The 20,933-nt window shown below is 65.5% G+C and carries 23 protein-coding genes; 2 read left to right on the forward strand and 21 right to left on the reverse strand.

Annotated features, from left to right (window positions below; all coding sequences use genetic code 11):
• Positions 1-58: 58 nt before the first annotated feature.
• The 4 genes from LQG66_RS15535 to LQG66_RS15550 form a co-directional block, all read right to left on the reverse strand.
• Positions 59-691 (reverse strand): hypothetical protein, encoded by a 633-nt coding sequence (locus tag LQG66_RS15535; RefSeq protein WP_231327077.1) that lies wholly within the window; start codon positions 689-691, stop codon positions 59-61.
• Positions 688-1,185 carry a c-type cytochrome gene (locus LQG66_RS15540; RefSeq protein ID WP_231327802.1) on the reverse strand — a complete coding sequence of 166 codons (498 nt, stop codon included), beginning with the start codon at positions 1,183-1,185 and terminating at the stop codon, positions 688-690. Before LQG66_RS15540 ends, LQG66_RS15535 begins: the two co-directional genes overlap by 4 nt.
• Positions 1,186-1,282: 97 nt before the next feature.
• Positions 1,283-3,061: a PQQ-dependent dehydrogenase, methanol/ethanol family gene (locus LQG66_RS15545; RefSeq protein WP_231327078.1), complete on the reverse strand. Its 1,779-nt coding sequence runs from the start codon at positions 3,059-3,061 to the stop codon at positions 1,283-1,285.
• An 88-nt stretch (positions 3,062-3,149) separates the two neighbouring features.
• Entirely contained in the window at positions 3,150-3,755 is a 606-nt protein-coding gene (locus LQG66_RS15550; RefSeq protein WP_231327079.1) for a copper chaperone PCu(A)C, read from the reverse strand.
• A 137-nt stretch (positions 3,756-3,892) separates the two neighbouring features.
• Between LQG66_RS15550 and LQG66_RS15555 the strand changes: the two genes are divergently transcribed.
• Positions 3,893-4,606, forward strand: a complete 714-nt coding sequence (locus LQG66_RS15555) for a GntR family transcriptional regulator (RefSeq protein ID WP_231327080.1) — start codon at positions 3,893-3,895, stop codon at positions 4,604-4,606.
• Positions 4,607-4,626: 20 nt separating this feature from the next.
• Complete coding sequence (locus tag LQG66_RS15560; protein WP_231327803.1) at positions 4,627-5,313, forward strand: GntR family transcriptional regulator; 687 nt, start codon at positions 4,627-4,629, stop codon at positions 5,311-5,313.
• Between the two features lie 28 nt (positions 5,314-5,341).
• Here LQG66_RS15560 and LQG66_RS15565 read toward each other — a convergent pair whose 3' ends face one another.
• The 17 genes from LQG66_RS15565 to LQG66_RS15645 form a co-directional block, all read right to left on the reverse strand.
• A complete protein-coding gene (locus LQG66_RS15565; protein WP_231327081.1) occupies positions 5,342-6,709 on the reverse strand; it encodes a sensor histidine kinase in 1,368 nt (455 codons plus the stop codon).
• Entirely contained in the window at positions 6,684-8,141 is a 1,458-nt protein-coding gene (locus LQG66_RS15570; protein ID WP_231327082.1) for a sigma-54-dependent transcriptional regulator, read from the reverse strand. Before LQG66_RS15570 ends, LQG66_RS15565 begins: the two co-directional genes overlap by 26 nt.
• Before the next feature lie 8 nt (positions 8,142-8,149).
• Positions 8,150-9,190, reverse strand: a complete 1,041-nt coding sequence (gene hypE / locus LQG66_RS15575) for a hydrogenase expression/formation protein HypE (RefSeq protein WP_231327083.1) — start codon at positions 9,188-9,190, stop codon at positions 8,150-8,152.
• On the reverse strand, positions 9,187-10,314 hold the full coding sequence (gene hypD, locus LQG66_RS15580) for a hydrogenase formation protein HypD (protein WP_231327084.1): 1,128 nt from the start codon (positions 10,312-10,314) through the stop codon (positions 9,187-9,189). The genes hypE and hypD overlap by 4 nt, the downstream gene beginning before the upstream one ends.
• Positions 10,311-10,547 (reverse strand): HypC/HybG/HupF family hydrogenase formation chaperone, encoded by a 237-nt coding sequence (locus tag LQG66_RS15585; protein ID WP_231327085.1) that lies wholly within the window; start codon positions 10,545-10,547, stop codon positions 10,311-10,313. Before LQG66_RS15585 ends, hypD begins: the two co-directional genes overlap by 4 nt.
• Entirely contained in the window at positions 10,547-12,814 is a 2,268-nt protein-coding gene (gene hypF, locus LQG66_RS15590; RefSeq protein ID WP_231327086.1) for a carbamoyltransferase HypF, read from the reverse strand. Before hypF ends, LQG66_RS15585 begins: the two co-directional genes overlap by 1 nt.
• Positions 12,811-13,788, reverse strand: a complete 978-nt coding sequence (gene hypB / locus LQG66_RS15595) for a hydrogenase nickel incorporation protein HypB (RefSeq protein ID WP_231327087.1) — start codon at positions 13,786-13,788, stop codon at positions 12,811-12,813. Before hypB ends, hypF begins: the two co-directional genes overlap by 4 nt.
• Positions 13,788-14,129 carry a hydrogenase maturation nickel metallochaperone HypA gene (gene hypA / locus LQG66_RS15600; RefSeq protein ID WP_231327088.1) on the reverse strand — a complete coding sequence of 114 codons (342 nt, stop codon included), beginning with the start codon at positions 14,127-14,129 and terminating at the stop codon, positions 13,788-13,790. Before hypA ends, hypB begins: the two co-directional genes overlap by 1 nt.
• Entirely contained in the window at positions 14,122-15,213 is a 1,092-nt protein-coding gene (locus LQG66_RS15605; protein ID WP_231327089.1) for a nickel-dependent hydrogenase large subunit, read from the reverse strand. Before LQG66_RS15605 ends, hypA begins: the two co-directional genes overlap by 8 nt.
• Positions 15,210-15,719, reverse strand: coding sequence for a [NiFe]-hydrogenase assembly chaperone HybE (gene hybE / locus LQG66_RS15610; protein WP_231327090.1), 510 nt, complete (start codon positions 15,717-15,719; stop codon positions 15,210-15,212). The genes LQG66_RS15605 and hybE overlap by 4 nt, the downstream gene beginning before the upstream one ends.
• Positions 15,716-15,928, reverse strand: a complete 213-nt coding sequence (locus tag LQG66_RS15615) for a rubredoxin (RefSeq protein ID WP_231327091.1) — start codon at positions 15,926-15,928, stop codon at positions 15,716-15,718. Before LQG66_RS15615 ends, hybE begins: the two co-directional genes overlap by 4 nt.
• Positions 15,925-16,788, reverse strand: coding sequence for a hydrogenase expression/formation protein (locus LQG66_RS15620; RefSeq protein WP_231327092.1), 864 nt, complete (start codon positions 16,786-16,788; stop codon positions 15,925-15,927). The genes LQG66_RS15615 and LQG66_RS15620 overlap by 4 nt, the downstream gene beginning before the upstream one ends.
• Positions 16,785-17,231: a thioredoxin domain-containing protein gene (locus LQG66_RS15625; protein WP_231327804.1), complete on the reverse strand. Its 447-nt coding sequence runs from the start codon at positions 17,229-17,231 to the stop codon at positions 16,785-16,787. The genes LQG66_RS15620 and LQG66_RS15625 overlap by 4 nt, the downstream gene beginning before the upstream one ends.
• A 232-nt stretch (positions 17,232-17,463) precedes the next feature.
• Complete coding sequence (locus LQG66_RS15630) at positions 17,464-17,754, reverse strand: HypC/HybG/HupF family hydrogenase formation chaperone (protein WP_231327093.1); 291 nt, start codon at positions 17,752-17,754, stop codon at positions 17,464-17,466.
• 27 nt (positions 17,755-17,781) lie between these two features.
• Positions 17,782-18,369 carry a HyaD/HybD family hydrogenase maturation endopeptidase gene (locus tag LQG66_RS15635; protein WP_231327094.1) on the reverse strand — a complete coding sequence of 196 codons (588 nt, stop codon included), beginning with the start codon at positions 18,367-18,369 and terminating at the stop codon, positions 17,782-17,784.
• A 12-nt stretch (positions 18,370-18,381) separates the two neighbouring features.
• Positions 18,382-19,125 carry a Ni/Fe-hydrogenase, b-type cytochrome subunit gene (gene cybH, locus LQG66_RS15640; protein ID WP_231327095.1) on the reverse strand — a complete coding sequence of 248 codons (744 nt, stop codon included), beginning with the start codon at positions 19,123-19,125 and terminating at the stop codon, positions 18,382-18,384.
• 15 nt (positions 19,126-19,140) lie between these two features.
• The gene (locus LQG66_RS15645; protein WP_231327096.1) at positions 19,141-20,931 is read right to left on the reverse strand and encodes a nickel-dependent hydrogenase large subunit; all 1,791 of its coding nucleotides are present in this window, start codon (positions 20,929-20,931) and stop codon (positions 19,141-19,143) included.
• Between the last annotated feature and the right edge of the window lie 2 nt (positions 20,932-20,933).

The raw sequence follows: 20,933 nt of genomic DNA on the forward strand, positions 1-20,933 counted from the left end.
GTTTACGACGCCGACTGGCGCACGCCTCCAGCGGAGCGCGATGACGGTCGGCGACGGACTAGTTGGTAGCCTTCGTGATCCGAACCAGTGTCTGGTCGACGAAGCTCTTGGCGTCTTGATCCGGCTTGCGGAACAGCTCGCGCTCGACCGTCAGGGTCCGGCCCGGAACGGCCTTGCTGCAGACCTCGCGAAGGAATACGCCGCCGACCGGCTGCTCGCCCGCCGTCGGCTGCAATTCCTTGCAATCCCAGCCTTCAGCGCCGTAGCGCGACTTCACCTGATTGCCGAGCAGGAAGGCCTTCTTGCGAATGTAAAGCCGCGCCTTCGGATCGGTCTCGATGGTCAGGCCGGTGACGGTGCCCTTGTCGTCGACCAGAGCGGTCAGCAGCACCGGATGACCGGCGACCTTGGTGCCGTCCTGGCTGGTCTCCGGATCGAAGTCGAAGCGCACGGCGCGCATCGCCTGCGCGTCGGCCGGACAGTCGCGCCAGCCCGACCAGGCGCTGAGCTTGCGCTCCGGATCCTTGGCGCAGGTCAGATTGACATAGCCGGCATCGGGCAGATCGCCGACCGGCATGCCGACGGTGATGTCACGCAGATCATATGCCGGCACGGCCTGGGCCGAGGCCGCATGTACTACGAACGGCAGAAGCAACGCGGTGAAGATCGCGGCGCAGGTTGATCGTCTCATTTCGATGGCTCGCTTGCTGGCTTGGCGTCGCCCGCCTTGTAGATGTCGCAGACGCGCGAGGTGTTGCCGAAGAAGGCGGTGCACTCGTCGTAGTTCGGCTCGCCCCGGCCCTTGATGTGAGCGAGCACGTAGTCCGCGACCGCCTCGATGTCGTTGGGTCGAAGAAACGTGCCGCCCTCGGGCGGCATGCGCTCGCCGACGTCCTGGCGGCTCATGTCGTAGCACTTGGCGGTGTCGTACGAGCCGCGCGCGAAATAGGGCATGCCCGTCCCGGGCCGGCCGCAGGTCACGGTCTCGATGATGTGCTCGCGCGTGAGCTGGGTCTTGCGCAGCGACAGCGCGTCGCCGCCGTAACCCCCACCGCCATTGCCGTGCCATTTGTGGCAGCCGACGCAGTTCGCGCGCTTGAACACCGCCTTGCCGGCCTCGGTCGGATCCGCTGGCGCCGCCGACTGCGCCGACGCGAGCGAAACCGGAATGAGAACGAAGGCCAACGCCGCGGCAGACGTGATCGCACTGAGTTTCATGTGATGTTCTTGTGAAACGTGACAACGGGAGGAGCGGAGGCGATGCCTCCGCTCCTTGTCGGGATCACAGCGAGAAGACGTAGAGCATCGAGCCGGGCTGGATCTTCTTCAGCTCGGGCGTAGCCTCGATGAACCACTTGTCCCAGGCGCCGCCGAGACCGACCAGGATCGCGACATATTGCTTGCCGTCGACCGAGAACGTCACAGGAGGCGCGTTGACTCCGCCACCGGTGTTGAACTCCCACAGCTTCTGCAGCGTCTTGCCGTCGAGCGCCATCACCTCGCCCGAGGGCTGACCGGAGAAGACGAGATCGGGCGTGGCCAGCATGCCGCCGAGATTCGGGAACGGCGTCTCCATCTTGCCGGCGATCTTACCGGTGGTGACGTCGATCGCGGTTACGCTCCCGGTGATCTTGAACGGCTGGCTCGGTCCGCCGCCGGTCCAGAACTCGCGAGCCTTCAGCTTGTCCTTGGTCGATTCCTCGACGGTGATGCGGTTGCAGCTCTCGATGACCGGAATGTACCAGAGCTTCAGGTCCGGATTGTAGGCCGTCGGAGGCCAGTTCTTGCCGCCCATGTTGCCGGGGCAGATGTCCGCGACCTTGTTGTCGCGGCTTGGCGTGACCGCGGCGTTGTAGCGCTGCACCGGATTCTTCGGATCGTACTCGATCGGCTTGCCCGTTTCGGCGTCGAGCCCCTTGGTCCAGGTGACCTTCTTGACGAAGGGCAGACCCCAGATGAACTTGCCGGTGGTGCGGTCGATCGCATAGGCGAAGCCGTTGCGGTCGGCTTCGAGCGCGAGCTTCAAGGTCGATCCGTTCGGCGCGGGAACGTCGACCAGCACGTTTTCAGCCACGCTGTCGTAGTCGTAGGGGTCGTTGGGCGTGTGCTGGTAGTGCCACTTGATCTTGCCGGTCGAAGCGTCGAGCGCCAGCGAGCTGTCGGTGTAGTGGTTGTCGCCCGGGCGGTAGGCATTGTCCCAGTCCGGACCGGGATTGCCGACGCCCCAGATGATGGTGTCGGTGGCCGGATCGTAGGTCCCCGTCACCCAGGTCGAACCGCCGCCGGCCGCTGCCGCGTCGTTGCTGTCCTTCCAGGTCTCGCTGCCGGGCTCGCCCTTGGCCGGAATGGTGTGGGTGCGCCAGACTTCCTTCTGCGTCGACAGATCGGTCGCGGCGACCCAGCCGCGGATGCCGTATTCGGCGCCGGCGACGCCGGAGACCGCCATGTTCTTCACGATCAGCGGTGCGCCGGTGATGACCTCGCCCTTGTCGGGATCGGCGACCTGGCGCTGCCATGCGACCTGTCCGGTCTCCTTGTTGGTCGCAATCAGGCGCCCATCAAGCGTATGGGAGATGACGAGATTGCCCCACAGCGCAACACCGCGATTGTCGACGCCGCAGCAGGCGACGGCGCCGGCCCAGTCGTGATCCGTCTTCGGATCCATCTTCCAGACCAGCGTTCCCTTGCCGCCGCGCGCATCGATCTTGTAGACCGAGCCCCAGCCGTCGGTCACGTAGATCATGCCGTTCTCGACGATCGGGGTGCCTTCGAGGCCGCCATGGCTCCAGATGCCGCCCCCCTCGACGCCGCCGAGATGCATCGTCCAGGCGACCTTCAAGTTCTTGACGTTGTCCTTGTTGATGTCCTTCAGCGTCGAGAAGCGCGTGCCCGAGTAGTTCTTGTGATGATGCAGCCAGTTGCCGGCTTCCTTGTCCGCATTCAGCAGACGATCCGCCGTCATCTCGTCCGCGGCCTGCGCCGGAGATACAAGGTGGAAACAGGCGAAGGCCGCGCTGGCCAGCAGCACCGCCCGTAACGTGGACCTGACGTGATTCCTCATCGTTTCCTTCTCCCACTATGATTTTATGTGTGTTTGTTGGACACCGCCTCGCCGCTCGCGGCGAAGGGGCAGCAGGCGACAAGCAAGCTCAAGGCGATTTACGTATCTCGACCTCCGTTTCGATGGATCCTGCCTTCTGGAAGACGATCGTGCAGCTGAAGCGCTTGCCGGGTTCGAGCGGTTCGCGTGTCTGCAGCAGCATCACGTGATAGGCGGTCGGCTGCAGCACCAGGGTGCTGCCGGCAGGAATCGGAATCGACGGGATGGAACGCATCGCGGGCGCGCCTTCGCCGCGATCGACGGTATGTCGTTCGGAGAAATTGGCGACCGGGCAACGGACGCGCATCAGCGCTTCGGGCGCAGTGGTGTCGTTCCTGATCGTGACCAGCAACGGGATATCGCGGCCCACCTCGGGCGTTGCAGGCACCCAGGCTTCGGAGAGCGTGAGCCCTTCCCCCGAAGCTGCGAGACTCCGCGCGGTGGGCAAGATCAGGGCAGCCAGCGCCACCAGGAGCCCGCTCGCCGCGATCTTCCGGCAGGCATCACGTCGTCGCGCGACCGCCTCGCTGACGATCCTCGGCGGCGAGGCCGGTCCTCGCCAACGATCAGTTGAATTTCCCCCGGTTTGCACGCTACCCTCCGAGGGCGCGGACCAAATCTGATCGCGCTCCAGACGAGCCGGATGTTCCGACAACGGGAGTCCTCCCTGTGGCGCCGTTTTTTAACTTGGTTTAATGAGCGCCTTTTTTTGAATTCGTACTCTGAATTCGAATTCGTCGCAAATGGATTTTTGCTCTTGACGTGCTAATGTCCGCCAAAATTTGATGTCCCATGCGAATCGTGACCTCTGCCCCCTCCCTCGTCGACCAGGTTGTCGAAGCGATCACTGACGAGATCGTCAGCGGCGTGCTCACGTCCGGCTCGCGGCTGATCCAGGATGACCTGGCACAGGCCTATGGCGTGTCGCGCCAGCCCGTTCAGCAGGCGATGATGCTGTTGCGCGGGTGCGGGCTGGTGCAGAGCGCGCCGGGCCGCGGCCTGATCGTGGCGCCGCTCGACCCGGGCTTCGTCCGGGATCTCTATGAGATGCGCGCCGTCCTCGAAGGGCTGGCGGCGCGGCTCGCGGCCGAACGCGCGAACCATCGGGCCGCGCTCGAGGGTCCGGCCTACATCGCTGCCGGCTACGAGGCGGTCAGAAGCGGGCTCGTGAACCGCAAGATCGAGACGGACATCGCCTTCCACCACTTCCTGAGCAACCTGTCCGGCAACACGCTGATCAGCGAGACGATGGCGCCGCATTGGCCCTGCCTGAAGCGCGTCATGTCCGACGTGCTGCAGAAGGAGGAAGGCATGTCCCAGACGGTCTGGGACGAACACAAGGACATTCTCGCCGCCGTGATCGAAGGCCGCGCCGCCGACGCCGAAGCGCTGAGCCGCGAACACATCTCGCGCGCGGCAAGCGTCTTCATCCGTCACCTCGAAGCGCAGCTGGACAGGCGGCCGAAGCTGCGGCGAACGCTCTCGGCGAGAAAACTCTCGCCATGAGCAAGATGGATACGAGGCCGGTGGCGCCGCTCAAGACACAGCCCAACCTGACGGAACGCGTCTACCAGCGCATTCTCTCCGACATCGTCGGCGGCGAGCTGCCGGAATCGGCGCGCCTGATCCAGGATGACCTGGCGCACGACCTCGGCGTGTCGCGCCAGCCGGTGCAGCAGGCGCTGCTGCTGTTGCGCAATCAGGGCTTCGTGCGCGATGCACCGGGACGTGGCCTCGAAGTCGCGCCGATCGACACCGACTTCATCCGCAATCTCTACGAGATCCGTGCCGTCGCCGAAGGGCTCGCCTGCGGGCTCGCTGCAACGCGCGGCGCCGAGCGCGCAGCCCACGAAGGCCCGAAGCTGATCGAGGAAGGCCGTCGCGCCGAGCGCGAACATTCGGTCGAGAAGCTGATCGAGGCCGATGTCAAATTCCACGAATTCCTCTACGAGATCTCCGGCAACTCCGTGATCCAGGACACGACCCAGCCGCATTGGCTGCATCTGCGACGCCTGATGGGCGAGGTGCTGATGCGCGACGAGACGCCGCGGCGGATCTGGGATCAGCACGAAGAGATTCTGCAAGCCGTGATCGCGGGCGACGCGCAGAGGGCCGAGCTGCTTGCCCGGCAGCACATCACCCGGACGGCCGGCGTGCTGCTTGCGCGCATGACGAAGCAGCGCGAGCGTAGCGCCGTTCCGGCCCAGACCTGACGGACGGCGGCTTCTTGTCAGCCGGCGCTCACGCGGCCGGAAGGGCGAACGCGAAGGTGGCGCCTCCCTGCGGCTCGTTGGTCGCGGAGAGTTCGCCGCCATGCTCGCGGACGATGCCGTAGCTGATCCATAGTCCGAGTCCGGTCCCCTCGCCGACGCGCTTGGTCGTGAAGAACGGCTCGAAGATGTGGCTCAGATGATCCTTGTCGATGCCCGGACCGTTGTCGGTGATCCTGAACGCGATCTCGCCGCCCTGGCGCGCCGCCCCGACCAGGAGGCGCGGCAGCTCGGTCACGCGCATCGCATCGATCGCGTTTTCGACCAGGTTGACGATCACCTGGTGCAGCTGGCCTTCATTGCCCGAGATCCACAGGTCAGGCTCGACCTCGATCTGAATGTCCACACGATGCTGCTTGGTCCGCCCCGCCCACAGCACTGCGGTGTTGATCAGCCGCTCGATGTTGACGCGTTCGACTTCGCCGAGCTTGGAGAACGACAGGCGGCGGAGGTTCTTGACGATCTCGCTGATCCGCACCGCGCCTTCCAAGGTGCCTTCGATCAGCGGGCCAAAATCGTCCAGGATGGCATCGATCCGGAGATCCGAACGCAGCGCGGCGATGTCATCGCCGACCGGCTGCTCATGGATCGCGTCGAGATAGCCGACCAGCGACGTCCGATAGCGCATCAGGGTGTGGACGTTGCCGTAGACGAAGCTGATCGGATTGTTCAGCTCGTGGGCGACGCCGGCGACGAGGCGGCCGAGGCTCGCCATCTTCTCCTGCTCGACCAGCTGCCGCTGCGCGCGCTGTAGCTCGCGGTGCGCCTTGTGCAGCGCCTCATAGGCGCGGCGGAGCTCACCGATCGGCCTGCCGGTCAGCACCACGCCGATGAAGCGGCCGCGATGGTCATGCCGCGGCGAGCTGTTGATCGCGAACAGGTCCGAGCTGCCGCCGGTGGCGCGGAATCGCAGCTCGCCATCCACCACTTCGGTTCCACTGCGTGGCGCGAGCAGCGGCGGCAGCTTGGTCCTGTGATCGAAGTCGATCATGTCGGCGATATTGCGCCCCGCGATCTCCGCCAAGGCCAGGCCCGACGTCTGCTGGAACGCGGAGTTGGCCTGCTGCACCGTGCCCCTGGCGTCGCAGACGACGAGAATGTCGGAGACGGACTCGATGACATTGGTGACGAAGGCCTGCGCCTCCTCGAGCTCGGCATTCTTGCTTTCGAGATCGACCTCATAGCGAAGCAGGTCCGAATAGACCTCGTCCATCTTGCGGATCACTTCGATCCAGACACCCTCGCGCTCGCTGTCGAATTCGAGCGTACTGCTGCTTGCGATGAGCTTCAGAAGCGTATCAGCTCCGGACGGTTCAGGAGAGTGAGTGGCCTTTGCCATTTTTTCTCAAATCATATCTGGACAATTTGTTTCGCAGGCCGACCCTCGACAGGCCGAGCTCGCTCGCGACACGGCTGATGTTGCCGTCGTATTTCTCGAGGCAGCCGACGATGACGCTCTTTTCGAGGTCCTCGACCCTGTCCTTCAAGCTGCCGGAACCGTTCAGCTTGCCATTGCCGACCGCGGGTGCGGCGCGGCGGCCGTTGCGGCGGGCTGCGAAGGGCGGGCAGCGCAACTCATCGGCATCGGCCAGCACGGCCATGCGCTGGATCTCGTTCTGCAGTTCGCGGACATTACCAGGCCAGTGATATCTGGAAAACTCCTCAATCGCCGGCGGCGCGAAGCGCAGATGCGGCCGGTTGAACGACGTCTTCACGGCCGACAGCACGCCTTCGGCGATCAACGGAATGTCCATCGGGCGCTCGCGCAGCGACGGCATGTGCACCGGGAACGCGGCGAGCCTGTAGTAGAGGTCACGACGGAAGCGGCCGGCCTCGACCTCGGCTTCGAGATCCCGGTTGGTCGCGGCGACGACGCGCACGTCGACCTTGCGGACGCGCTGCGCACCCAGCGGCCGGATCTCGCTTTCCTGCAGCACGCGCAACAGCTTGACCTGGAACGCCGGCGAGGTCTCGCCGATCTCGTCGAGAAAGATGGTGCCGCCGTCGGCGACCTCGAACAGGCCGATGCGGTCCTGATAGGCGCCGGTGAAGGCGCCCTTCTTGCAGCCGAACAGCTCGCTCTCCAGCAGCTCGTCCGGCAGCGCGCCGCAGTTCTCGACCACGAAGGCCTGGTTGGCGCGGGCCGAGCCGTAGTGAATCGCGCGCGCCAGCAACTCCTTGCCGGTGCCGGACTCGCCGGTGATGAGGACCGAGATGTCATAGTCTGCGGCGCGGCGGCCGAGCTCGATCACATTGCGCATCGGACTCGCCGCCGAGTGCACGATGCGGTCGAAATCATAGAGCTGCTTGGCGGCGCCGCGCTTGACCGAGACGACCTTCTTGATGTGCGCCGGCGTCGCCTTGACGTCGACACCGGCGGTTTCGGTCTCCTTCTGCAGCCGGTACAGTTGGATCGCTTCGCGCACGATCTCGATGAGGCGATCCGGCTGCCAGGGCTTTGTGATGTACTGATAGATGCCGGCCTCGTTGAGTCCGGCGATGATGTCCTCCGAATCCGAATAGCCGGAAATGATCATGCGCACCGGGTCCGGCCACATCTCGCGGACACGCTTCAGGAAACTCACGCCGGATTCCTGCGGCATGCGCTGATCGCAGATCACGGCATGCACGATCTCGCCTTCGAGCAGCTTCTCGGCATCGGCCGTGTTGCCGGCGCACAAGACCTCGAAATCCTGGTTGAGGACACGCCGCAGCGCCTCCTGCGACCGGATCTCGTCATCCACGACCAGTATCGTTCCCTGTATTCCCATCACATGTCTCAGCAGATCCGCGGCAGCTGCTCGCCCGACAGCCAGTCGACGATGCGGCCACCGCCGAAGCTCGTCGCCATCTGCACGAAGCGATGATCGTCGGCAACGGCTTCGCCGATGTCGGCGGCGTCGCGCCCGAGCGGATGCGCCTTCATGGCAGCGAGCACGGCGCCGGCCACATCAGGCGAAACCACCGCAATCAGCTTGCCCTCGTTGGCAACATTGAGCGGATCGAGGCCGAGCAGCTCGCAGGCCGCCGCGACGGCAGGCTTCACGGGAATGGCGTCCTCCTGCAGCCGAAAGCCGAGATTGGACTGCTGGGCGATCTCATTCATGGTCGCCGCAAGCCCGCCGCGGGTGGGATCGCGCATCAGGCGCAGGCCGTGACCGCCGGCTGCGACCATGTCGGCAACGAGACCGTGCAGAGACGCCGAGTCGGACACGATCTCGGTATCGAAGGTGAGATTCTGCCGCTTCGACATGATCGCGACGCCGTGATCGCCGAGGCTGCCCGACAACAACACGCGGTCGCCGGGCCTCGCTTTGTCCGCCGACAGGTCCAGGCCGTCCGGAAGCACGCCGACGCCCGCCGTGGAGATGAAGACGCCATCCGCCTTGCCGCGCTCGACCACCTTGGTGTCGCCGGTGATGATCGGGACTCCCGCTGCGCGCGCCGCCTCGCCCATCGAGTCGGCGATCCGCTTCAGGTCCGCGAAGCGGAAGCCCTCCTCGATGATGAAGCTGGCCGAGAGATACAGCGGCCGGGCGCCGGCCATGGCGATGTCGTTGACGGTGCCGTGCACCGCGAGCGAACCGATATCGCCGCCGGGGAAGAACAGCGGCGACACCACGTAGCCGTCGGTCGTCATCACCATGCGGCCGGCCGCCACGTCAAAAGCCGATTGATCGTTGCCGCGCGCCAGCCATCCGTTGCCGAACGCCTCATGGAACAGGCCGGAGATCAACTGCGCCATCGCGCGGCCGCCGGCGCCGTGCGAGAGATCGACGCAGCCGCTTCGCAGGTCGAGCTGGCGCTGATGCATGGTCATGACGCGAGCCTCCGCTGATGGTCGCGGAAGCGGCCATAGGTCCAATGCGCCGCGCAGGCGCCCTCCGACGACACCATGCAGGAGCCGACCGGCGTCTCCGGCGTGCACGCGTTGCCAAACAGCCGGCAGTCCACCGGCTTCTTCACGCCGCGCAGGATCGCCGGACATTCGCAGGCCGGATTGTCGGCCACGACCAACTCGGACATGGCGAAGCGCAGCTCGGCGTCGAGATGCGCAAAGGCGGGCCGCAACTTCAATGCGCTCGACGGAATGCTGCCGAGGCCGCGCCATTCGAACTGATCGCGCAGTTCGAAGATCTCGGCCATCTCGTCGATGGCGCGCCGGTTGCCGCTGCCGGTAACAGCGCGGCGATACTGGTTCTCGACCTCGTGACGGCCGTCATTGACCTGCTCGATCAACATCAGGATCGCCTGCATCATGTCGAGCGGCTCGAAGCCCGCGATCACGACCGGCTTGCCGTCGTCGCGCGCGAACGGCTCATAGGGCGCGGTGCCGATCACCGTGGAAACATGCGCAGGGCCGACGAAGCCGTCGATCTCGACGGGGTTTTCGCTGTCGAGGATCGCCCGCATCGCCGGCGGCGTCAGCACGTGGTTGCAGAACACACTGAAATTCGCCAGCTGCTTCTTGTCGGCGAGCCTGACCATCACAGCCGTCGGCGGCGTCGTGGTCTCGAAGCCGATGGCGAAGAACACGACTTCGCGCCCCGGGTTCTGCTCGGCCAGCGCGATCGCATCCAGCGTCGAATAGACCATGCGGACGTCGGCGCCACGGGCCTTGGCCCGCAGCAGCGAGGATCCGCGCGAGCCCGGCACGCGCATGAGATCACCATAGACGCAGAGGACGACCTCGGACCGTTCGGCGAGCGCGATCGCCATGTCGATGCGCCCGGCCGGCAGCACGCAGACGGGGCAGCCCGGCCCGTGGATCATGCGCACGTTGTCCGGCAGCATGTCTTCGAGACCATAGCGGGCGATCGCATGGGTATGCCCGCCACAGAACTCCATGAAGCGATAGGCTTTGCCGGACTCTGCCTTGGCGCGGATCGCGCGCGCAAGGCCCATCGCGAGCTCCTTGTCGCGATATTCATCAGCATATTTCATGGCCGCGCCTCCACGGGTTCCACTCCCATCTGCCGGAGCAGGTCGAGCGTCTCGCGCGCCTCCTCCGGATTGATCTTGGCCAGCGCATGGCCGACATGAAGGATGACGTAGTCGCCGACGGTGATCTCCTCGATCAGCGCGACCGAGACTTCCTTGCTGACGCCATCGATCGAGACGATCGCCATGTCGTCAGGCAGGAGCTTGATCACCTCGGCAGGAATGGCCAGGCACATCAGACGAACCCTCCGGAAGTTAGACCCTGTTGAGTAATCTGCAGTCCGGCGACCCAGGCCTGCCCGAGGCTCAAGCCGCCGTCATTGACCGGCAGTTGGCGCGGCAGCAGCGCATCGAGGCCGGCCGCTCGGCAGCCGCGCACGATCTGTTCTGCCAGATGCGCATTGAGGAAGCAGCCGCCGCTCAGCACGACGGTGCCGATGCCGGTCGCACGCGAAGCATCCGCAACCCAGTCGACGCAGGCCGCGGCCAAGGTGCCGTGAAACAGGCCGGCGGCTTCGACCGCATCGAGATCGCGCGCGGCCAGATGCGCGAGCAGAGGCCGCAGCGACAGCACGCCCTCGATGACCGTCCAGCCCCGCGCCAGTACCGCCGGTTCACGTACCAGCGCCTCGAGCTTCATGGCCGCCTCGCCTTCATAGCTCTGGACCATGCTCACACCGAGCAGGCCGGCGACGGCGTCGAACAGGCGACCGGCGCTGGTCGTGACCGGCGTGTCCGCGCGATCCAGCAGCATGGGCAGATGCCGAGCCTGGGGCTGGCCGGCGAAGCACGACGCAATGTCCCCGCCCCGCCCGATGTCATGCAGCAGCGCCGCGGCCATGCGCCACGGCTCGCGCGCGGCGCGATCGCCACCCGGCATCTTCAATGGCGCGAGATGGCCGAGGCGACGGAAGCCTGCGCCGTCGCACAGCAGGAGCTCGCCGCCCCACGCGCCGCCGTCGCTGCCATAACCGTAGCCATCGAGCACGAGGCCGAGCGCAGGACCGGCTACCCCATGCTCGGCGATGACGGACGCCGCATGTGCATGATGATGCTGCACGGGCACCATAGGGAGACCGCGGCCTTGTGCGAACCGCGTCGAAGCCATGTCGGGATGCATGTCATGCGCGATCGCGACCGGTTCGACATCGAGAATGGAGGTGAGGTGACGGATCGTCTCCTCGAAGAAGCGGACGGCCTGTGCGGTGTCGAGATCGCCGATGTGCTGGGACACGAACGCCTCGTCGCCGCGCGTCACCGTCACCGTCGCCTTCAGATGAGCGCCGACCGCAAGTATTGGCGGCATGGACCGCGCAAGACGGATCGGTTCCGGCACATAGCCGCGGGCGCGCCGAATGAAACGGGGACCGCCGGCGACCATGGCGACCACGGAATCGTCGGCACGAATGACGATGTCGCGATCGTGCGTGACAATCAGGTCCGCGATATCAGCCAGCGCGGCCAGCGCCTCGTCGTTGTCGGTCAAGAGCGGCTCGCCGCTCGGATTGGCGCTGGTGCAGACCAGCGCCCAGCCCCTCTCACCCGCGGCTCCGCCGCGCGCAGCGAGCGCGTGAAAGATCAGATGATGCAGCGGCGCGACGGGCAGCATCACGCCGATCTTCGCAAGACCCGGCGCAACGGATGGCGCGACATGATGGCGCGATCTCAGCAGCACGATCGGCCGCGCCACCTGCTCCAGCAACGCGCGCGCAGGCGCATCGATCTCGGCGAGATCGGCGGCGGCATCGGCCGAGGCCAGCATCACGGCGAAGGGCTTGCCGTCGCGCTGCTTGCGCGCGCGCAGGCGCTGGACGACGTCATCGCGGCTGCAATCGCACAGCAGCTGGTAGCCACCAAGCCCCTTGATGGCGACGATCTTGCCCTCGGCAAGCGCGGCCGCGACCTCGTCCACTCCATGGCTGAGCCGCGGCCCGCAACGCGCGCACGAGATCGCCTCGGCATGAAAGCGGCGGCCGCTCGGATCTTCGTAGTCGGCGCGGCACGCCTCACACATCGGAAAGCGCTTCATCGCCGTGGTCGCGCGGTCGTAAGGCAGACGTTCGGCAATGGTGAAACGCGGACCGCAATGGGTGCAGTTGACGAAAGGATAGAGATGGAAGCGGCTGGTCGGATCGAACAGCTCGGCCAGGCAGGCTGCACAGGTGGCTGCGTCCGGCACGATCCGCGTCGTGACGCGCCCGCCCACGCTCTCGGCGATCCGGAAGCCCGTGCAGGAATCGGCCACCATCGGCTCGACCGCGATGTCGTCGATGCGCGCCAGTGGTGGTGTCTGCTGCGGCAGAGCCTCGACGAACTCAGCGACCTCCTCGCCCTCGACCTCAATGACGACGCCATCAGCATCATTGGCGACGAAGCCGCCGAGCCGATAGCGCGTCGCCAGGCCATGGACATAGGGACGAAAGCCCACGCCCTGCACGGCGCCGCGGACGCGGAGCCTGAGGCGCGTGTGTTTCGCCGCCAATGTCTGGCCGGGCGCGCTCATCCCTGCACCGCGCCCAGCGCGCCCGCCCGCATCTTGTCCGCCTGCTTCCTGATCCAGGCATAGAAGGCCGAGAGGCCTTCGCCCGTCCTGGCCGAGATCGTCAGCACCTCGATCTTCGGATTGACGCGGCGGGCATATTCGATCGTCTGCGCCAGGTTGAAATCGAGCACCGGCGCCAGATCGATCTTGTTGATCAGCATCAGCGCCGAGGCTGCGAACATATCTGGATATTTGAGCGGCTTGTCCTCGCCTTCCGTCGTCGAAAATACGACGATCTTGCAGGCTTCGCCGAGATCGAACGCGGCCGGGCACACGAGATTGCCGACATTCTCGATGAACAGCAGCCCGCCGCGCAGCGGCGGCAACCGGCCATAGGCCTCGCCGACCATGGCCGCATCGAGATGGCAGCCCTTGCCGGTGTTGATCTGGATCGCCGGCACGCCAGTGGCCCGGATGCGCTCGGCATCGTTGGAGGTCTGCTGGTCACCTTCGATCACCGCGACGGGCCGGCTCTGCTTGAGATCGGAGACGGCGCGAACCAGCAGCGAGGTCTTGCCGGCGCCGGGGCTGGAAACCAAGTTGAACGCCAGCACGTCGTGGGCGGCGAAACGTGCGCGGTTCTCGGCCGCGAGACGGTTGTTCTTGCCGAGAATGTCGCGCTCGATCTGGATGATGCGCCCGCTGGAGAGACCGGCGATTTCCTGGCCCGCGGGGTTCACCGAGCAGTCGATGCGGTCGACGGCGGCGTGGTCGTGATGATGATCATGCGCATGGCCGTGATCATGGTCGTCATGGCCATGATGATGGTGACCGTGATCGTGGTCGTGATGATGGTCGCCATGATGGTGATGGTGTCCGGACTGATCATGACTGTGATCATGTCCGTGCGCATGATGATGCTCGCCGTGATCGTGATGATGATCGCCATCCTCGATGGAGGACTTGCCGTCACTGCAGCCACACACCGTGCACATTACTCGACCTCCAGCTCCTTGACCCGCATGTCTTCCCCGCCCGTGACCTGCAGCTGATGACTGCCGCAGGCTGGACATGGCGCGTAGCGTTGGCTGATGCCGACGCTGCGCGAGCAGCCGAGGCACCACGCCGTGCCCGGCTGTTCGATGATCTCGAGCGCAGCCCCCTGCAACAGGGTCTTTGCCGTCACCGCCTCGAAACAGAACCGCAGCGCGTCCGGCGCGACATGGCTGAGCGCACCGATCTCGAGCCACACGGTCTTCACCTTGGCGAAGGCGCCCTTGCGTGCCTCCTGCTCGACGATCTCGACGATGCCCTCGCACAGCGCCATCTCATGCATCGGCCATCTCCTGGAACGCCAGGTGGTAGCCGACGCAAGGATCGAACGAACCGACCATGGCGTCGACGGCGTCGCGATCTGCGGCGCCGCGTAACGCAGCCCCGATCAGGCTCTTCACGACCGGACCCCGCGGGTGAAAATTCCATTCCGTCGGCGCGAGAAATTCGAATCCTGCGACGCGCCCTTGTTCGTCCAGTTCGATCACGTGATGAAGCCGGCCGCGCGCGCATTCGACCGCTGCGGCGCCACGTCGCGGACCGAGCGCATAGCTTGCAACGGCTTCGACCATGTCGTTCTCCGTCTCGCCGGCCTCGATCCAGCGCAGCAGCGCTGCTATTTCGGCAATCCTGGCAGACAGGCGCGCAGCAGGATCGGCTCGGGTCACGCCATGGCCTACCGCACGGCGTGCCCAGACCCCTGTCTCCGGAAACCGGCCGTCGAGTTCGGGGACTTGCGCGAATGCGGCGCCGGCGTCGATCAGCAGGGTGACGATCGCGCGATCGTCGGCCGCCGACAGGAAGCACGGATCAGCCGGCATGTGTCTCCATCCTCCGTCATCAGCAGCTCTCCGGGCCGACGCCATCGTTGCTGCGAGCGGCGTCCCCGGCAAGACCGGCTCCGCTGCCGAGCCTATGCCCAGAGCCTCCAGGCCCATCTTGATCTGAGACAAGGTTTCGGAGCGAGCCCGCCCGCGCGCGAATTCGGCCTGCAGCGGCGCGAGCGCCCGCAACAGATTCTGTGCCACCTGCAACGTGTCGCGATCCCCGGCAAACCGTCCGAGCACGAGGCCGCGCAGCAATTCCGCAAAGCGCTCGAAGGCCACCGCCGCGGCGCGGCGCCGGCGCGGCGCCGGCATGGCCTGCTCGCCGTGCGCTGCTTCGATCGCGGAAAGACACGCGACCTGGTGCGCGACGCCGCAGAGCGAGAACAGCCGCGGCAAGGTCGTGAGCAGCGTTTCGGCCGGCTTGCCGGCGAACAGCCTGCCGATCGGCGGCCTCGTCCGCGGCTGGATGCCGACGCTCACGATCGCCCGATCCGCGACGGACAGCGTGAGGTCGATCCGGTTGCGAAAGGCGATCGTCATGCCCGGCTCTCGGTGAGCGTGCCGCGCAGGAAGGCGCGACGATCGATGGCGCTCGACACCTTCCCCGCCTGCGTCGGCTCCGGCTCTTCGCTGGGCGGCGTGACCAGCGCATTGAGCGCCGCTTCGGCAGCGACACGCGCGGCCGCCATGTCCTCGAACTCGAACATCGGCGAAAACAATGAGCAGCTGGCGATGCGCCCGATGCCGGCGACGTCGCCGAGCGTGAATTCGAATGCGCCGGCGGGCAGGTCTACGATCAGGGACCCAGCCGCTGTCGCCGCATCGGCCGGCACGACCACGTTCATGAACCAGGGCGTGATCATGATCCCCATCATGCGGCCGCGAAACTCCGCAAATCCGACCGGCTCGACCTCGAGCGCGTCGTGGTAGATCGGCAGCTCACGCATGACGCGCTCGCCGATGTCGCGATAGGCGACGGCCAGTTGTTGCCCCCAGGCGGCCGCGGCCGCATCCGGCGTGCTGTGCGCGGCCGCGAGCTCGCTCATGACTCGATCACCATGAACTTCGCCTTCGGCGCGTCGCAGTTCGGGCAATGCCACTCGTCCGGCAGCGCGGAGAACGGGGTGCCCGGCGCGATCTGCGCCACCACATCGCCCTCGGCCGGGTCATAGCGCGTCCAGCAGATCCCGCACTCCAACAGCACGTCGTCAGCGAGATCGCTGCGGACACCGAAATTCTCGAAGCCTCCGGTCATGCGAAATAGGCCTCGATGATCTGCTGCAGCCGCTCGGCGGAATCCTCGAAGTCCTCGGCGGCGGCGAGCGCGACCACCGGCACGCCGCCGACTTCGAGCGTATCGAGGATGATCGTGTCCATCGCATTGAAGAACTGCACCGACCAGACATGGCGGATGCCGGTCGCAAGCACGCGGCAGGTGCCGTAACCACGCGACATCAACTGGATCGGGCCGTTGCCGAGGGTCTCCTGGAGGAAGCTCATGTCCGCGGCGCTCATCGGCAACAGCGTGAAATTGATGGTCTGCGCCCGCACGCCAGGCCGCCAGGCGAGCGCGCGCTCGCGGATCTCGGCAAGCACCGGCAGCGCGTTCATCGTGCCCTCGGGCGCGGGACCGATGACGATGTCGGTGGCGGTCAGATCGGCCGCCGCGCGCGCGACGATCTCCGGAATGGAGCCGATCTCGACGTAGTCGTGACGCTCGTCCGCTTCCAGCCGCACCCGCCAGATGCCGGCCAGCACCGACTCCTGGATCTGAGCGAGCGTCCCGTCGGGCAGCGCCACGACGCCGGCGACCTCGCCCTCGCCCAGCACGTCGTCGATCAGCCGACGCTCGAGATCGTTGAGGCCCGCGAGCCGGAACAATTGCGTCGGCGCGTCGACCGTCTGCGTTGCGATGGCCGATGCAATCGTCGACAGCAGCTCGACCGCGCGCGGGCAGCTGCGCGCCAGCGCTTCCGAGTCCAGCGAGGCCAGCTTGGCCAGCGCCCCCGAGGCGGTCAGCCCCTTATGGGAGCTATCAAGCGCCTCCTCCCCGATCGGGAAAATGTTGACGGGCTGCTCGGCTCCTTCCGGCGCAATCCAGAATCCCGGCTTCATCGCTCGGCTCCCGCAGACTGGTGAACTGGGACGATGCTGGCGACGACCGTCGCAGTCGCGCCCAGCGGTCGGTCGATCAGCCGCGAGATGCGATCGACATAAACAGACCAGTCCTGGATCTTCGCGATCAGGCCGAGCGTATCGGCTCCGCGACACAGGATCAGGCTTGGCTGCACGCGCACGCCGAACCGCGTCCCGAGTTCGGCCTCCGCCTCGCGCGCGATCACGGCGCCGCGCAGCCGGTCTTGAAAGGCCGCGATCAGCTCAGGCAGGACGACGGCGACGTCGAGCGCCTCCGGGAAGCGCAAGGGGTCGCCGGCCGACAGCAGCACCGCGACCGCACCGGCACGGTGGGTTTCGGCGAGAAGACCATCGACGGTGCCGACATCGACCTCCGGCAGACCGCCTCGCATGCGTGCGGGACCACGCTGCTGCATTTCCATGGACGTTCCTTCCTGACCAGTTATTGTTACCGGGTTCTGAATGAACAGCAATCAACGTGCCAGATGAGGCGGCTTTGATCGCCCCAAACAACCGACTGTAATTTCAGCAGTATTTTAGAGGTCCGAAAGCCGCACCGGAAATCGAAAAGTTAATTTCCAGTCGAGGCCTGGTAATTTTATTTCCGTATGGAAAGTTCGTTTCCGATAGGCACAGCAGGTAACGGGCGGCGGACTATCGCAGGTGGTCCGGCAATTCCGGCTCACGCCCGATCAGGTCGGCGAAGAACTCGTCGCAAGAATTACCGTTCATCGCGGCCTGCAGCCCCCGCAGCGCTTCGGCGATCAGCCTGGCCTCTTCGTCATCGAGCAGACGAACGGCGTCATCGAGATAGACCAGCACCTTGGCGCCGACCGGCGGCTTGTCGAGCAGCATCACCGAGACGCGGCGCTCTTCGCCGGCGAAGCTGCACAGCGCGGAGACGCCATCGGTCTCCACGATCGTCATCGGCAGGCCCAGGCACATGACGGACTCCCCTCGCAGCGCCGGCGGTCACTCGGCCGCGCGCGCCCGCATCTCGTAGCTGTGATGATCGATGTCGTTGGCAAGCAGCCGCTCGTCGCCGGCGAGCGGCTCGCGCCGCAGCACGGCCGGCGCCCCCCATTCCGCCAGCAAAGTGCAGGCCTGCTCGATCGCCGGCGCGATCTGGGCACGGACCGGCGCGGTGAGCGGTCCGCCCCAGTCCTCGAGGTCGAGCGGCTGGCAGCCGATCAACGCGAGGCGACGCGGATAGCGGCCGAGCAAATCGGCGGCGCTCAGCACTTCCTGGAAGCCGGTCTGGTGCAGGCTCATCTTCTTGGCACCGGTGAAGCGCGGCACCTCCTCGTCACGGACGAGCTTGAGCTCGCCCGGCACGAGGCCGTAGTCGATGGCGTCGAACACGATCAGGCCGTCGGCCTCCTCGACATAGTTGACGAGGTAAAGCCCCTGCGTGCCGCCGTCGAGGATCGTGACGTTGTCGGGCACGGTGAAGCGGCGGTGGAATTCCTCCACCACCCGCACGCCGAAGCCTTCGTCGGCCCACAGAATGTTGCCGATCCCGAGCACCAGGATGCGGTCGTGCCCGCTCTCATCGACCATGCCGGCCCCCTGTTAGTCGCGGAACTGCCGCTCGCCCGAGATCATCGAGGAGATGATGCTCTGGCGTGACATGATGTCTTCGCGAATGGCGGCATAGACGTGCACCATCACGAACGTGACCAGCGCCCACATCCCGAGATGATGCCAGGTATGGACATCCTGGCTGTTCGGCCAGATCGCAAACACCCAGCCGAACAGTTTGTGCTGCCAGCTGTCGATGCCCTCGCCTTCCGAATAGAGGGCAAAGCCGGTGACGATCATGAAGGACACGAACAGCGTGAAGCCGGTGAACATCGCCGTCTGCGCCAAAGGATTGTGGCCGACATACATCTTCGGCTCACGCTCCAGGAAGGCATACCAGCGGATCTCGTGCAGCACTTCCTTCCAGAACTGCTTGCGATGCACCGGGATGTAGAAGATCTGCCGGGAGTGGTGGTTGCCGACGAAGGCCCAGAAGATGCGGGCGAGGAAGAACACCGCCAGCACCTGTCCGGCCGCAAAATGGGCAAAGCGGATATAGCCCATCACGAAGTTCGCCGACGCCTCCCCCGACACCGTCGGCAGCGGCGTCCCGATCAGATAGCCGGTCACCATCAGAACAATGATCGCGAACGCGTTGACCCAGTGGCAGATGCGCACCGGCGCTTCGTAGACATAGACCGTGGGCCGGCCGACCGCATGCTCGCCGGCGCCGTCGGCCGCGATCGCGGCGATGTCCGTCCCCGACTCGGGCGGTCGTGCAACTGCATCCATCATGACCCTTCTCCCGTGCTACCTGACCTTGACCTTGGCCAGTTCCTGGCCATCCGGACTCATGACGTGCGTCGAGCAGGCCAGGCACGGATCGAAGGAATGGATCGTGCGCAGGATCTCCAGCGGCTGCTCGGGATTGGCCATCGGGGTGTTCATCAGCGACGCCTCGAAAGCGCCGATGTTGCCCTTCGGATCGCGCGGCGAACCGTTCCAGGTCGTCGGCACGACGCACTGGTAGTTGTCGATCTTGGTGTCCTTGATCTTGATCCAGTGCGCGAGCGCGCCGCGCGGCGCCTCGGTGAAGCCGACGCCCTTGGCCTCCTTCGGCCAGCTCTCGGGCTTCCATTTGTCGACATTCGCAGTCGAGCTGTCGCCGGCCTTGATGTTGGCGATCAGCTTGTCCTGGAAGTAGCGCATCTGCCGTCCGGCCCAGACCGATTCCAGCGCACGCGCCGCGGTGCGGCCGAGCGTCGAGAACAGCGCCGTCAAAGGCAGGTCGAGATCCCTCAGGAACTTGTCGACGGGATCCTTGAACTCCGCCTTGTTCTGCGCATAGCCGACCACCCAACGCGCGAGCGGACCGACCTCCATCGCATGCCCCCGCCAGCGCGGCGCCTTGATCCAGGAATATTTGCCGCCCTCGTCGAGCTCCTTGATGTCGGTCTTGGTGCCCTTGGCATTGGGACCGAGCACGTAGTTCGGCTCGGTGATGCCGTCCCAGGGATGCAGCCCCTTGGTCTCGTCGGGGTATTTGTACCAGGAGTGAACCACGAACTCCTGGATCTCGTCGGGATTGGCGTGATCGACCGGAAATACCTCGGACAGATTGCCGTTGATGATCGCGCCCCGCGGCAGCTTCAGGCTCTTCGCGGAATAGTCGTTCGCATGCTCGGGTACGTCGCCATAGGCGAGGACGCTCTTGCCGGACAGGCCACCGCCATAGAGCCAATCCTTGTAGAACGAGCCGATCGCCGCGACGTCGGGAAGATAGACCATCTCGTTGAACTCGATCAGGCGATCGATGATCGAGGAGACGAGGTTCAGCCGCTCGATGTTGATGGCTCCGACAGCTCCGGTGCCGTCGATGTTGATCGGACATGGCACGCCGCCCACCAGCCAGTTCGGGTGCGGGTTCTTGCCGCCGAAGATGGTGTGGATCTTGACGATCTCCTTCTGGAAATCGAGCGCCTCGAGATAGTGGGCCACCGCCATCAGATTGGCTTCGGGCGGCAGCTTGTAGGCCTTGCTACCCCAATATCCATTCTTGAACGGGCCGAGCTGCCCCGACTCGACGAACTTCCTGAGGCGGGTCTGCAGGTCCCTGAAATAGCCGGGCGACGACAGCGGCCAGCTCGAGATCGACTGCGCCAGCGTCGAGGTGGCCTTCGGATCGGCCGAGAGCGCCGACACCACATCGACCCAGTCGAGCGCGTGCAGATGATAGAAATGCACGACGTGATCGTGCACCTGCAGCGCAAGCTGCATGAGGTTGCGGATCGAGTTGGCATTTTCCGGGATGGTGATGCCGAGCGCGTTCTCGACGGCGCGCACCGATGTGAGCGCGTGCGTTCCGGTGCAGACGCCGCAGATCCGCTCGGTGAAGGCCCAGGCGTCACGCGGATCACGGTTCCTGAGGATCACCTCGATGCCGCGCCACATTGTGCCGGTGGAAACCGCATTGCGGATGACATTGTCGGAGTCGACATTGACCTCGACCCGCATGTGTCCCTCGATGCGGGTGACGGGATCGACGACAATGCGCTTACCGGAATTGTCAAGATTGAAGCCGTTAGGGGTCTGGATGCCCATCG

The organism is Bradyrhizobium ontarionense (assembly GCF_021088345.1).
Lineage (GTDB): Bacteria > Pseudomonadota > Alphaproteobacteria > Rhizobiales > Xanthobacteraceae > Bradyrhizobium > Bradyrhizobium ontarionense.